This is a genomic window from Bacteroidota bacterium (genome assembly GCA_016713765.1).
In the GTDB taxonomy this organism is placed as follows: domain Bacteria; phylum Bacteroidota; class Bacteroidia; order AKYH767-A; family 2013-40CM-41-45; genus Pollutiaquabacter; species Pollutiaquabacter aromativorans.
This window is the reverse complement of the sequence record JADJON010000001.1, coordinates 828,909-843,666: the sequence shown is the minus strand read 5'-3', so window position 1 is coordinate 843,666 and position 14,758 is coordinate 828,909. Positions and strand designations below refer to the sequence as shown.

General features: G+C 55.6%; 9 protein-coding genes. All 9 read right to left on the bottom strand.

Going from position 1 to position 14,758, the window contains the following annotated elements; translation table 11 throughout:
• Positions 1-21 precede the first annotated feature (21 nt).
• The 9 genes from IPJ96_03255 to IPJ96_03215 all read right to left on the bottom strand — a co-directional run bounded on the left by IPJ96_03255 (position 22) and on the right by IPJ96_03215 (position 14,752).
• Positions 22-1,305 (bottom strand): O-antigen ligase family protein, encoded by a 1,284-nt coding sequence (locus IPJ96_03255; GenBank protein ID MBK7909366.1) that lies wholly within the window; start codon positions 1,303-1,305, stop codon positions 22-24.
• A 2-nt stretch (positions 1,306-1,307) separates the two neighbouring features.
• The gene (locus IPJ96_03250; protein MBK7909365.1) at positions 1,308-2,426 is read right to left on the bottom strand and encodes a glycosyltransferase; all 1,119 of its coding nucleotides are present in this window, start codon (positions 2,424-2,426) and stop codon (positions 1,308-1,310) included.
• A complete protein-coding gene (locus IPJ96_03245) occupies positions 2,408-3,682 on the bottom strand; it encodes a lipopolysaccharide biosynthesis protein (GenBank protein MBK7909364.1) in 1,275 nt (424 codons plus the stop codon). The genes IPJ96_03250 and IPJ96_03245 overlap by 19 nt, the downstream gene beginning before the upstream one ends.
• Positions 3,679-5,976, bottom strand: coding sequence for a hypothetical protein (locus tag IPJ96_03240; GenBank protein ID MBK7909363.1), 2,298 nt, complete (start codon positions 5,974-5,976; stop codon positions 3,679-3,681). The genes IPJ96_03245 and IPJ96_03240 overlap by 4 nt, the downstream gene beginning before the upstream one ends.
• Positions 5,977-5,978: 2 nt before the next feature.
• Positions 5,979-6,722, bottom strand: coding sequence for a polysaccharide biosynthesis/export family protein (locus tag IPJ96_03235; GenBank protein ID MBK7909362.1), 744 nt, complete (start codon positions 6,720-6,722; stop codon positions 5,979-5,981).
• 13 nt (positions 6,723-6,735) lie between these two features.
• Positions 6,736-7,206, bottom strand: a complete 471-nt coding sequence (locus IPJ96_03230; GenBank protein MBK7909361.1) for a response regulator — start codon at positions 7,204-7,206, stop codon at positions 6,736-6,738.
• Positions 7,207-7,745: 539 nt separating this feature from the next.
• On the bottom strand, positions 7,746-10,925 hold the full coding sequence (locus IPJ96_03225; protein MBK7909360.1) for a PAS domain S-box protein: 3,180 nt from the start codon (positions 10,923-10,925) through the stop codon (positions 7,746-7,748).
• 13 nt (positions 10,926-10,938) lie between these two features.
• Entirely contained in the window at positions 10,939-12,312 is a 1,374-nt protein-coding gene (locus tag IPJ96_03220) for a sigma-54-dependent Fis family transcriptional regulator (protein ID MBK7909359.1), read from the bottom strand.
• Positions 12,313-13,210: 898 nt separating this feature from the next.
• Entirely contained in the window at positions 13,211-14,752 is a 1,542-nt protein-coding gene (locus IPJ96_03215) for an acyl-CoA carboxylase subunit beta (protein MBK7909358.1), read from the bottom strand.
• Between the last annotated feature and the right edge of the window lie 6 nt (positions 14,753-14,758).

Genomic DNA, 14,758 nt, shown 5'->3' with positions numbered 1-14,758 from the left:
AAAAGGAACGGTATTCCAAAATCAGGAAACCGAATGATATCGCGGTCGCGGTCGCTGCATTGCCCTGCTCAGCACTTGCTCTTTGAAGGTCGGTCGCGTCGAGACGCGCACCGCGAGAAAAAAGAGCAGCAACTGGTAAAACAGAATGCCGTAGTTCGTCTCGCCGAAGATGCCGAACTCCGTGAAGGAATTGATGATGATCGGGATGAACAAAGCCACGAAGAATCGTCGAAAGTCCTCGTCCTTGTTCCGAACAAAGGCAACGATCGTCACCGCGACCTGGATCAACACCAGCGCGAGCCCTACCAGGCCGAGGTTCATGACCACCTGGATAAAGGTGTTGTGCGTCATCTGGCCGGCATAGGTGTGGACACTTTGGAAATAATCCTCATACGCGATACGCATGAAGCCGAAACCCAGTAAGGGTTCCTTGGGTAAGCCTTCTGTCAGCAAGGCTGTCCAGAACGGAATCCGACCGGTCATGTTCATCACTTCCTCCACATCGCCTCCCTTGAAGATGATGGTGGATAACGCCAGCGGAAAAGCGGCAATCATGGTCACCACGGTCGCAAGCTTCACTTTGCGGTTACTGCTCTTGTTCACGAAATAAAGCAATACCAAGGTGAATCCGATCAGTGAGGAACGTGAACCCGTCAGGACAAGCGCGGTGATCGTGACTAAGAGGAAAAAAATCGGCCACCCTTTCTTCGCTCCTTTCAAGAGCTCCAGGCAGCACATGCCGGCACCGACCACGCTCAGCATACCGAGTTCATTGGGATTCATCAGATAACCACCCAATCGCGCCTCTTCGCCGCCATGGGTCAATCGATAGAACTTCTCCGGAAGGAAAATGATGCCCAGCAGAAAGACCAGGAGTATGACTCCGGTGGATCTGGAAAGCAAATGACTCACGCGCAGCGACGCGTCGGGACGGTAATGCAACACCAGCCGATAGACCAGGACGAAGTAATACGCGAAGACGAAACTCTCGACAATCATTCCCAGTTGCAGCGCCGAGTATCCAGGGTCGGAACTCCAGAAAAGCGAAAGAAAACCAAGAAAAAGATAAGCGCCGTAAAGCACCGGAACGATAAGATTTCCGAATTCCCGTATCGCGAACGCACCCCGGCTGCGCAGATCCCGGTATACCAGGATAATGGCCACGGTCATGCCGGTTCGCAGGATGATTTTCAAGACCCTGGTAACCGCGACATTTTCCGAAAGCGTAAAGTAGCCGGCGATCTTCAGGAAGAGGATCACGACCAGCCACCGGGTCAGGATTCGGATGTAACGGTCGTCCAACATGCTCAGGACAGGTAGAGAGCCTGGAGCCGATGGGCGATGATCCGCCAGTCAAACTCCTCCTCTACCATGCGTTTGGCATTCTCCTTCAACGGAGAAAGTGAAAAACGGTTCGATTCATAACGGAATCGCACCAGGGATTCTTTCAGGCTTTGTACGTTGTTCTTTTCCAAAACGATACCGGCATTGAACCGGCGAACCACTGAACCGACGTTCGTTTCTTCGCTCACAATGCAAGGGACGCCCAGGCCACTGGCCTCGAGGACTGCCGTCGGTAAACCCTCGTTGCGCGAAGGATGGAGGAATACGTCCATGTTCGCGATCCGGTTCAGTTTCTCTTCGCCATACAGGGCACCAAAGAAGACGATCCGGTCCTGCAAATTGAGGCGACGCACCTGCTGTTCCAGTTTGATTCGATCGGGTCCGTCGCCGATGATCCAGCATTCACCCGGGTTGCCGGCGGCAGCATAGTCAGAAAATGCTGAAACCAGCGTATCAAGCCCTTTGGTGTATGCATCAATCCGTCCACAAAATCCGAAGACGGGAGATTGGGTCCTCGGCAGTTCACGATGATGATGTTGCAGCTCCGCTTGGTCCTGGCCGTTGGGTACAACGTGGTGCCGGGCTTTGGTATTCAACTGCTGCATGGCGAGTTCTTCGCTGTGTCCCAGCAAATGAATAGCGCGGGCATGATTCAGCACGAAGCGCTCAAACAGGGGAAAGTAGCATTTCTTCATCCAGGCACTCTTCCGCAACGCGACCGTGTTGTAACTGCCATGCGGCGTGAAAATGTACGGGACACCTTTCCGTGTCAACAACCGGGCTGCATGGAAATACTCTGGAATGAATCCGCCGTGAAAATGGAAGACCGTTCCGGGATGGACTTCCTGTAACGCTTTGGAGAGCGCGTGATCCAACCCCAGCTTGTTCTTTCGCGAACGAAATAGCCGGGTCGCATACTGCCGGCCGTCCGGATAAGCGGATTCTGGTGTCGGCGTAATTCCCCAGACGCTAACACGCAGTCCGTTCTGCGCCTGACTTGTGGCGAGATGATGAACAGCGCGGTTGACGCCATTCATGCGATCAGGGTTGGCTTTTCCGAGGATCAGGTGGATGATTTCCATAAACTTGAAATTTCAGGACGAAGGGAATACAGGAACCAGAGTTGGACGATCACCTGTGCGATGACCAGACCGGCAATGACGCCGGCAATACCGAAGGAACTGACGATCGGTCCCGCCAGCAACAGACTCGTCCCGGCACTGAGGACGTACGAAACAAAGATGTCCCGATTCTTCTCAATGGTCCGGATGAAGTAGCGCAACGGCAGCCCGGTGAAGACGAATACGTATAAAATCGAGAAACCGAACAAGACGTCATCATACTGCTCGAATCCCGCTCCGTACAACATGCCGATGATCTCCCGGGCGAAAACCATGATCAGACTCAAAGCCGCCAGGGTAGCCGCGCCGGCCAGGAACATCACCTGCCGCAAGTAGGTATAGAGGTAACGAAGTCCTTGCTGCTGATAGATCCGTGCCGCGTTCGACGGTATGAAATTCTCCATGGCCAGAAACAGGATGTTCAACACCCCGACCACGTTCTGCGCCATCCGGATCGCTCCTACCGGAGCCGGCCCCAATAAGCCGCCCGCCGTGATGATGAAGAAATTCCCCGAACACCATTGCAACAACGAAGTGCCGATCAGCCAGCCGGAATAGGAACTGACTTCTTTCAGATGCCGGATGAAATGACGAAAATCCGCTGACAGACCGTGTGAACGCATCAATCCGTACGCCGTCGAAATGCTATTGGAACTGGCGATGATGATGAGCGCGCGACGAAGGTCCAATTCTCCCGCCGACGCAACCAACAAGAGTCCAAGGATCTGCGTACCGTAGGAGATCAGGTCGAGGATAAGCGCGGTCGTCTGCCTTCCTTCCGAAAAGAACAGCTTTCGGAAATACTCGTTCATCAGAAAGGTAAAGACGGTGATCGGCAATACAAGCGTGAGCGCTCCGAGCGGAGTCTGATCGAGAAACAAGGTCTTCGACAGATGGCAGAAACCCCAGGTCAGGAGCATTGACAACAAGCCCATGCACAACTGGATCAGGAACAAGGACGTCCGCAGGCTTGCACGTTCCTCTTGCTCTCGCTTGGGAAGCAAGGTCTGCAAGGGAGCGATGATAAAGGACTGCTGAATGCTTCCGAAGAACAAGACTACCAGCCAGGCCATCGCGAAGACTCCGTATTCCTTCAAGCCGAGGAATCGCGCAAGCAGCACGCCCGTCACGAAATTGGCTCCGCTGACCAAAGCCTGGTCCAGCAAAGCAACCGGTGCCTGGCGATTGTTATGATAGATATTCAGCAGTCGTTTCATGAAACGTAGGCACGCAGGTAATGACGAAGCTTGGCAAACCGCCCCTCCAGGCGGACACCGTAGCGGAAACGGCTTCCGGTAAAGTCTCCGCTGTAATTGACCACCGGCGGCATACCGTTCAGGACGAAGCGTACGTTCTGCAGGTCATAGTTAACGGCCAACTGTTCGGCGAACGGAAGCTGATGAACGGGTGTCAGACCGGCACGCAACATATAGAGGCAGAGATCGGCCCGCTTGAGCACCGGCACCGCATCCAATACGAATGCAGTGGCGGGAGTGTCGACGATCACGAGATCGAACTGCGACTTCAGCTTATCGAATAAACCGGTCAGTTCGGGGCGTTGCATCAAGGCAACCGGATCTTCCGATTTGTTTCCGGCCGACAGGAACCAGTAACCGGCCGGATGCTGGCTCATAATATCAGCCGGATCAAGTCCGCGTTCGACGACTTCGGTAATACCGACCGGAACATCGACTGTAAATTCGCTGCGAAGGTCGAGGTCTACCAACAATACGCGTCGTCCGGTACGGGCGAACGCAGCCGCAAGGCCGTTGGCTGAATAACTCTTTCCTTCCTCGCGCAAAGTCGAGGTGATGCACACCAACGCCGGAAACCGCAAGGCGCCCGTCAGCGTCAGCTGGCCGGCCAGCGTACTGAAGTCACGGCCGATCGCCCGGCTATCGTTTTGCTCGTGCAAGATGCCCGCAACCGGAATGCCGCTCAGGCGTTCTACGGTCGACTTATCCTCCAACACGCCGCGGAAATACCGTCGCGCATAGAGGAAGGTAAGCGAAACAAGGAATCCGGTCATGGCGGCCAGAGCGATCAGGAATCCGCGACGAGGAAACACCGGCGATGCCGGAACAGGAGCGTTCTGGATGACCCGGTGAAAGGAAATCGTGGCCGCTTCGGCGATCGACGCTTCGGTCCGCTTCTCGAGGAGGAATTGATATACTTTCTGGTTGAGCTGGAAATCGCGTTCCAGGTTCACCATGTTCTTTTCTTTGGTCGGAAGGTCGTCGAAGGCATGATCGGCCTCTTCGACCGCCGTGGTAAGTTCGTTCCTGCGCAGGCCGATGTTCTTCCGGGCATTGGAGATCGCTTCGCGCAGGTAAGTGTTGACATCGTCGATCTTCTCTTCTACCAGCTTCACTTTTTCATGGTCGCGCGTATAGCGCGTAAGCAACTCTCTCCGCTCCTGCTGATAGCTCTTCAGGTTCTTGATCATCTCGGTAAACAACGGGTCCTGGAACGACTCGAAGGCCGGTCCGATCGTGTTCATGTCCTTCCGGTTGCCGACGGCTTCCGCCAGTTGGTTCAGGCCGGTTTCCTGCATGTCGAGGTTCGTAAGCTGCACTTGGAGATCCGAGAGCTTCCGCAAGCCGGTTTCGGTCTCCTGCCGGGTATTGACGATCCGGTTGCGCAGGCGAAACGATTCCAGGCGCTGTTCGGAAGAACGAAGTTCCTTTCCGATGCGGTCCAGTCGCTCGTCGATGAACTGCACCGTTTTCGAAGCGGCTTCCGTCTTGCTCTCGACGTAATCGCGCACATATGCCTGGGCCAGCGCGTTGGAAAAATCAGCGGCCTTCTGCGGAACTTCCGAAGAATAGGTGATGCGCATGATCGGGACTTCCTTATCGAATGACTTCACATCCAAGCGCGGAAGGATCTCCTGCGCGATCAGTGCCTGATCCGAGTGCATGACGACTTCGTAGTCATCGACCAGTTGCAGACCCGGCTGCGCTTTCATCAGCGCATGATTCAAACGCAGGACAAATACGCCGGCCGGAAGAAACAAGGGCGCATCGAAGCGGCCGGAGTCCTTCACGGTCTTCATCGCCAGATTATAGCTCATCAGATATCGGGTGCTGTCCAATACCTGTACGGAAATGCGATGGTCGAGCAGACTGCTGTCGCGCAGGCTGCACTGCACGAAAAACGGTGCCTGTCGATAAAGTTCGCTCTTGCGGATGTCACCGATGCGGTAGTACGAAGTGCCGAAATCGACGAGGCGGAGGGCCTTCTCGATCAGGACCGGTGATTGCAGGACCTGCTCTTCGGTAACGATCTTGCTGTTCGCGGTGAAGAAGTCGAAGTCCTTGAAGAGGTTGTTGTCGGAAACCCCGTTCGCCTTCTCATCGAGTTTCAGAAGCGCGGTGCTTTCGTAACGCGGTACGGCATAGTGCAGGAACCGCGAGGTCAGCAGCACCGCTACGATCACGCTGACCAAGATGAGCGGAAGCCCGCGCAGGGCGGGCAGCAGCAGTCGTTTGAATTGTTGCGGATCGTTCATGGTTATTTGCTGATAACGGTTAACACGACGGCGAGACTCGAGAGGATCGCGGCAAACGGTACCAGGCTGGCCGATTCCTTCTGCAGGCTTTTTCTTTTCTGTGGCGGCAGGTAGACGATATCGCCCGCCTGCACCCAGAGACTCTCCTGCTCCACGGTGCTGAGCTTGGTCAGATCAACCACATACTCGATGCGTTGCTGACCTTTCATGCGCAGCAACTGGACCTGTCCGGCGTTGGCATAATAATCCGGACCGCCTGCGCGGCCCAGGACCTCGATGAGTGAATTGCGTTCCTTTTCCAGCGTGATCGGTCCGGGCGATTTGACTTCTCCCAGCACGGTGACTTCCCGGTTCAGGACTTTCAACGTAACAACCGGTTGCGGAATCAGTCGGGAATATTCGCGCACGACCGCATCGGTAGCCGCCGCGATGGTCATCCCGCCGACCTTCAGCTTGCCGGTCTTGGGGAGCAACAGGCTGCCTTCGGCATCGACCAGCAACCACTTGCCGTACACTTCATTGGAATTGTAAATACCGTAGATGGAACCGACACTCAATTCTTCATGGTCCCAGACACTCACGCTCACCTTGTCGTCGGGCCGCAGTTGATAGGGCGACGTCGACATCAGTTCAGTCCAATCGCCGCGGCTGCTGTGCGCGGCCGGTTCGAAAAGTCGCTGCGTCTTGCAACCTGTATTCAACAGGAGCAAGAGGGGCAGCAGTCGGAATAAGGAGGAAATTTTCATGCTTGCAAAACCATCACTGTGAACCACCCAGGACGCCGAGCAACGGCACCCAACTGAACAACCCGAATACACTGCGCTTCCCGTTGGCCTTGGTGCCATGAATGGCTAACTCCAGTTGCTGGAGGCGCGTCAGGCTTTCCATGATCTTCGGAAACGCTTCCTGACCCTTCTCGATGAAATCAAACGCCCCTTCTTTCAGGGAGGCCACGGCATTCGACACATCACCATAGGCGGTGAGCATCATGACGTGTACATCGGGATGGGAAGTGCGGACCTCGCGCATCAACTCAAGACCGGTACGGTCGTCGAATTGATAGTCGAGCAACACCAGGGCGGGAGGATCCGCCAGTGTCTGCAAAAAAGCGTCGGGGTCCTGGAAGTACTCTACCCGGAGGTAACCGTTCATCGACAGTTCGTACCGGAGCAGGGCTGCGAAATTCGGATCGTCATCGACGATCACTATGCGTTGGTTTTGCAAATCCATGGGCGTGAGATTTGATCGCGCGCCCCTTGCCAAACCCGCGCCAGCACGGAAAAAGGCCCTATTTGGTCAAATTTAAAAGATTTTAAGCGACTGAGTTTCCATTTCTGGGAATGTTATTCCGGGATGGAGGCGGGTGCGGTGAGCGGTTGGCAGTAGGCGGTTGGCGGCAGGCGGTTGGTAGAAGGAACAGTGGGTTTCAAATGATAAATAGTGAATCCTGCCCGCCGGAGCTTTAGTGTAGGCGGGAGTGAATAGTGAATAGTGAATAGTGAACAGTGAATAGCTGTTCGTTCCTCGCATCCCGCTCCTTTTCCTCGGTCTCGTAACTCGTAACTTATCCTCAGTCTCGTTACTCGTAACCTCCGCCAGGTTTCGTCCCGCCGTTCCCAGCTAGCCCCGGGTGAACTCGTCACGCTTCGAACGGCCATCGTTGTTGTGGCGTTGTGGTGACGAGTGAACACGGGACCGCCGCTGCCACGAAGCATGGCGTTGTGCTCCAAATAAATAATCGGAAAATCCAACGGGCAAAGCCGCCCGGTTCAGGAGACCGCTTCCTGTTCGAGGCGGGCCTGCTCCGAACGCAGGGCTTCTTCGCAGTGCGTGTACAGTTGATACGTCTCGTACAACCAGTCGTCGATCTTGTCGGCGTGCTGCTGCTTGTCGATCGCGTTCTCGATCCGGGACATGAGTTGCTTGAGCGAACGCATGCCCATCGAGTCGACCGATGGCTTCATCTTGTGCAGCGACTTCCGCACTTTTTCCATTTCGCCGTTCTTGTGATGGAGACGCACCTGCTCGATGAGCGGCTGCGAGGTTTCGAAGAAGAGGTTGATCATGTTCATCACGAACACCTGGTTGCCGCGCGACATCTTGCGCAGGAATGAAAGATCGACCAGGGGTTCCGTATCCGAGAGATCGACTGAGGCGGCAGGAATGGGCTTCTGCATGGTTTCGATGGGCCGGGCGGAAATGCCGCGGCGCTTCTGTACCAGCGCGACGATCTTGTTGTGCAATTGCTGCGGATCGAACGGCTTGGCAACATAATCATCCATGCCGGCCTGCAGGCAGCGCTCGTTATCGCCTTTGATGGCGTTCGCCGTGAGGGCAATGATCGGCACGTTGGCCGCCGACTCGGGCAGTTCCGTCCGAATGACACGGGTAGCGCCCAATCCATCGAGTTCGGGCATCTGCACGTCCATCAACACCAGGTCGTACTTCGCTTCGCGCAGTCGTTGGACAGCCTCCACACCGTTTACGGCCACATCGATCTCATATCCCCACTCCTGTAAAAGCGATGTCGCGTACATACGGTTGTACTCGTGGTCCTCGGCCAGCAAGATGCGCAAGGTGCCCAGTTCCACCGCGGGAATCAGCGCCGGTTTCTCCTCTTCGATATCGACACTGCTGCCTCGCTCAAAAGTGATCTCGACGGTAAACGTCGTTCCGAGATTGACGCGGCTTTCCACGCGGATGCGTCCGCCCATGATCTCCGTGAGTTTCTGCGAGATCGACAAACCGAGGCCGGTACCCCCGAACTTCCGCGTAACGCCTACATCGGCCTGCGTGAACGATTCGAATATCGTATCAAGCTTGTCCTGCGGGATACCGATACCGGTATCCGTGACGGAACACTCGATCGTCACGCGGCTGGCGTCTTCCGAGCGTTTGCGGACGTGCACATGGACTGCTCCGCTTTCGGTGAACTTGATCGCGTTCGTCACGAGGTTGATCACGACTTGCGAAAAACGCACCGGGTCGCCGAGCAGCACGACTTCGTCGAGTCCTTGTATGTCGATGTTCAGGCCGATGGATTTCTCCGCGGCGGTATAATGGAAGGGGTCCAATGTCGACAACAGCAACTTCTTCATGCGGAAGCCGACTTTGTCCAACTCCAACCGTCCCGCCTCGATCTTGGAAAAGTCGAGGATGTCGTTGATGATCACCAACAGGTTCCGGGATGAATTGTGGATCGCCTCGAGGTATTGGTTCTGTTTCGGCGTCACTTCGGTCTTGAGCAACAGGTTGCTCATACCGAGGATGGCGTTCATCGGCGTACGGATCTCGTGGCTCATGTTGGCCAGGAACAACTCCTTCGCGCGCAAAGATTCTTCGGCCGTCTCCTTCGCTTCCAACAACTGCAGGTCCATCCGCACCCGTTCGGTGATGTCGCGGTACTGCCAAAGGTGTCCGTAGAACTCCTGGCGTTCTCCGCGGATCGGGATATAATCGCGCTCATACACCCTGCCATCGGCACCTTCCAGGACTTCATTATACACCGGCTGTCGTTGCCGGACGATCTCCTCGATTCGAATCAGGAAACGACCCGATTCGCGGAAGGACGCGCTGCTGAAAACCGCCAGCTCCGAGCTATCGCGCCCGCTGAGCAATTCCGCCGGTTCCGTCACCTGGAACAGTTCGCACAAATGGTCGTTCACGAGTACGATCTTCCGGTGTTCGTCTTCCACCACAATACCCGCGTTCATGTTCCCGATGAGCGTGGTCAGACGGGAAGCGGTCGACTGTAACTGGTTCTCCGTATGCTTTCGCTCCGTGAGGTCCAGTCCGTAGCTGATCATGTATTTCAACACACCCTGCTCGTCAAAGAAGGGAGTCGTATTCCTGAGATAATGCCCGGGGGTATTGTCCGGTCGCAGAAAGACTTCCTCATTCTCCACCGCCGCACGCGTCCGAACGGCTCGCTGGAACGTGAACTTACGTTGTTCGGCCAGGCTCGCGTCGTAATCGTACTTCTGACAATAGGCTTCCGGCGTCTGTCCGAGAATCCACTGTCGTGCCTCGGGATCCGCTACGGCAGCGGGATTGGCGAAGAGGTAACGCTGTTCCGGATCCATCACGGCGATGCCGAGCGGCAATCCGTTCAGGATGGATTCGTAGAAATCTTTCAACTCCTGCAGGCGACGCGCCGCCAGGACGCTATCGGTCACATCGTGGAACGTTCCACTCACCCCGTTGGGCTGACCATCGCGTTTAAGCTGTAAGCGGCTTCGGACTTCGATATAACGCTCCTGCCCGTCTTTGTGAACAAAGCGGACCTGGATGGAATCAGCGTTTCCCGGCGAAAGCTTCATCTGCTCGTAACGTTGCTGCGCGATCACGGCGTCTTCCGGCTGCAGGAATCCGAGGATCTTCCGACCCATCGACTCCTCGACGGAATAGCCGGTAGTATGCACCCAGGCGGAATTGAGGAAGATGATCCGTCCTTCGTAATCGGTCTGAAACACGACCTGCCGCATCTGCTCCACGAGCGAGCTGTAACGGTCCTGGCTTTCTTCCAGTAGCTGACGGTCCTGTTCACGTTGCCGGATCAGTTCCGCTACACGTTCCGAGAGTGATTCCAGCGTACTTGCATCCGTCAGGTCTGAACCATCCGTATACTTGGCCAATAAGGCCGCGGTATTGCGCAGATTCTGCAACGATTTCCGCTGCGATTCCGCTTCCTGCTCGAGACGCAGGTTGGAGGCCTGCAACATCCGCGCATTTTCCTCCAGCTCGCGGTTCTGCTCCCCCAGGTGGAGCTTGTAATCCTCCATTCGCCGGCTGGTGCTGGTCATCAACGAGGCAATCTGCTCGGCAACGGCTTCCGGGTTCTTCAGCAGGTGTTCAAGAAAATACTGCTTTAGCACTTCGGGCGCGAGCGGATTCGCTTCCGGCGTCCGCTCCATCTCCTGAACGAGATACTTCAAAAAATTATGGGGCATACGAATGGTCGAATCAGGCTTCGATGCGGATCGTCTGGAGTTTGTTTTCCTTGATATAGCGGTAGATCGTCGACTTGCCTACACCCAGTTTGCGGGCGACCAGCACGACGTTGTTGTTATACTTGTCGAGGAAGTGACGGATGATGCGCATCGTATATTCCTCCAAGGTCGTCTCCTCGAAAGCGAACGCGTCCATGTTGCTCGTGTTCTCCAGCCGGATATCGTCCGCGGTGATCGTATTTCCGGTCGACAACACGGCGGCCAGTTCGACCATGGCTTTCAACTCGCGCACGTTACCCGGATAATAGTAGCGCAACAACTTATCCTGCGCTTCCGGAGAAAAACTCAGGGCCTCCATCCGGTTGTCCTTGCAGAACTGGGTCAACAGCCAGCGGGCGATCACCAGGATGTCGTTTCCACGCTCGCGCAAGGGCGGCAGGTGGATCGGTAATCCAAGCAGACGATAGTATAAGTCCTCGCGGAAATTGCCCTTCCGGACTTCCTCCTGCAGGTTACGGTGCGTGGCGATGACAACACGTACATCGACTTTCAACACTTTGCTCCCTCCGATGCGCACGACCTCGCGCTCTTGCAACACGCGCAACAACTTTGCCTGGAGGGCAAGGTCCAGCTCCCCGATCTCGTCGAGGAACAAGGTGCCGCCGTCAGCTTCTTCGAACTTACCGGCACGCGCAGCGATCGCTCCGGTGAAGGCGCCTTTCTCATGACCGAACAGTTCGCTTTCCAGCAACTCGCGCGGGATCGCCGCCACGTTCACCGCCACGAACGGCTTCTCTTTTCTGGGTGAATGGTAGTGGATGGCTTTTGCGACCAGTTCCTTTCCGGTTCCGGTTTCACCGGTGACCGATACCGTGATCTGACTCGACGCGGCCTTCTCCATCAGCGCAAATACGCTTCGGATCGCCTCGCTGTTGCCCTGAATCGCTTTTCCGAATTCGTACTTCTTGCCCAACTCGCGGCGCAGCGCGCTCACCTCCTGCTTCAACTCCACATGCGCCGCGATCTTGCGGATCACGTGCAACAAATGGTCGCGCGTATCCTCGTCCTTCGTGATGTATTCGTACGCGCCGTTCCGCATCAACTCCACAGCCGTCCGCACGTCTTCCTGGTTCGAGATCACGACTACCGGCACATCCGGCAACTGGGCGCGGATCTTCTTCAGCAATTCGTCCCCGTTATAATCGGGCAACGAATAGTCCAGCGTGATCACCTGCGGATGCTCGTGCAATCGGTTGAGCAACTCCTTGCCTGTAGCGAACGTGCTGACTTCGTACTCGGGCACAAGCGACAAGTTATACTTGAGCAACTCACGATAGAAATCGTTGTCTTCTACAACGAAAATGCGAAGCTGAGAATCCCTCGACATACGAACCGGTTTTTCGGAATGGCACGCCCGTTAGTGGACGACACTTCCAGTTTTGATACCGGTTTTACCGTATTGGGAATAAAAGGTTGGTACGTTACCCCATTTTTTTTGAAAAGCGGAAGGAGTTGATCCGAAGCAAACATTATCAACGGAAGATCTCCGGAAATGTTACAATTTCCGAAACATGGCAATAAAGAAATTTTGGAGCGGAACGGCAGGCTCCGCATAACCTCTGGTCCCGTGTTCACTCGTCACTTCAACGCCACGACAACGATGGCCGTTCGAAGCGTGACGAGTTCACCCGGGGCTAGCCTAGAACGGCGATTCAAGGGACGAGGGACGTGGGACGTGGGACGAGACCGAGGGAAAGGCTCGAACTGCGAGGAACAACCACTGCTCACTCACCCTGTTTCTCACACTCACACTACGCAAGGAGGGGCGAGGAACGAGACCGAGGGAAAGGTTCGAACTGCAAGAAACAATCACTGCTCACTCACCCTGTTTCTCACACTACGCAAGGAGGGGCGAGAAACGAGGGACGTGACCGAGGAAAAGCTGCGAGGGGCGAGGGACGAGACCGAGGGAAAGGTTCGAACTGCGAGGAACAACCACTGCTCACTCACCCTGTTTCTTACACTCACACTACTGAAGGAGGTGCGAGGGACGTGGGACGAGACCGAGGAAAAGCTTCGAACTGCAAGGAACAACCACTGCTCACTCACCCTGTTTCTTACACTCACACTACGTAAGGAGCTGCGAGGAACGAGGCGCGAGGAACGAGGAACGAACAGCTATTTACTATTTACTATTTACTATTTACTGTTCACTGTTCACTCCTGCCTACGCTAAAGCTTCGGCAGGCAGGATTCACTATTCGCTATTCGCTATTCACTGCTCCCTACAAAGGAATATTCCCATGCTTCTTCCTCGGCAACTTCACCGCCTTGGTTTCGAGCATCCGGAAGGCGCTGATCAGCTTTGAACGGGTCTGGTCGGGGCGGATCACTTCGTCCACGTAACCGTGCTCTGCCGCTTTGTAGGGATTGGCGAAGAGCTCGTTGTACTCCTGCTCCTTTTCCTTCAGTTTGGCTTCGGGATCTTTCGCCTCGGTGATCTCCTTTCGGAAGATGATCTCGGCGGCGCCCTTGGCGCCCATCACCGCGATCTCCGCGCTCGGCCAGGCGTAGTTCATGTCGGCGCCAATGTGTTTGGAGTTCATCACATCGTACGCTCCGCCATAGGCTTTCCGGGTGATCACCGTAATGCGCGGAACGGTCGCTTCGCTGAACGCATAGAGCAGTTTCGCACCGTTGGTGATGATCGCGTTCCACTCCTGGTCGGTTCCCGGAAGGAATCCCGGAACGTCTTCGAATACGAGCAGCGGAATATTGAAGCAATCGCAGAACCGAACAAAACGCGCCGCCTTCGTGGAAGCGTGTATGTCCAGTACGCCCGCCAATTGCGCGGGCTGGTTCGCGACAATGCCGATGCTCTTTCCGGCCAACCGCGCGAATCCGACGACAATATTCTCTGCGAAATCCTTGTGAACTTCGAAGAAGGAATCCGTGTCGATCACCTGGGTGATGACATCGCGCATATCGTATGGCTGGTTCGGGTTCTCGGGAATCAGGTCGTTCAGTCCGGGACGTGACTCGTCACCGGCTTCGTACGGAACGGATGGCGGTTCTTCTTCGCAATTCTGCGGAATGTAGCTCAGCAACCGCTTGAGCATCTGGATCGCTTCCAATCCGTTTGCTGCCGTGAAGTGCGTCACACCCGACTTGGTCGCGTGCGTCATCGCGCCGCCCAGCTCTTCGGAAGTCACGTTCTCATGTGTCACGGTCTTGACTACGTTCGGTCCCGTCACGAACATATAGGAAGTATTCTCGACCATCAGGATGAAATCCGTGATCGCCGGAGAATACACCGCGCCTCCGGCGCAAGGCCCCATGATCGCAGAGATCTGCGGGATCACACCGGATGCCAGTGTATTGCGGTAAAAGATGTCGGCATAACCGCCCAGCGAAACGACTCCTTCCTGGATACGCGCCCCGCCGGAATCGTTCAATCCGATCACCGGTGCGCCGTTCTGCATGGCGAGGTCCATGATCCGACAGATCTTCTTGGCATGCGTCTCCGACAATGACCCGCCGAATACGGTGAAGTCCTGCGCGAATACATAGACCAACCGTCCGTTGATCGTACCGAACCCGGTCACAACACCATCGCCCAGATACTTCTCCTTATCGATACCGAAATCGGTGGCACGATGGGTCACCAGCATGCCGATCTCCTCGAACGATCCTTCATCCAGTAAAAAATGCAAACGCTCGCGCGCGGTCAGCTTTCCTTTTTTGTGTTGCGCTGCGATCCGCGCGTCTCCCCCACCCTGCTTGGCCTCCGCGATCTTTTTCTCCAGGAGTTCGAACTTCTTTTTCATAGATGG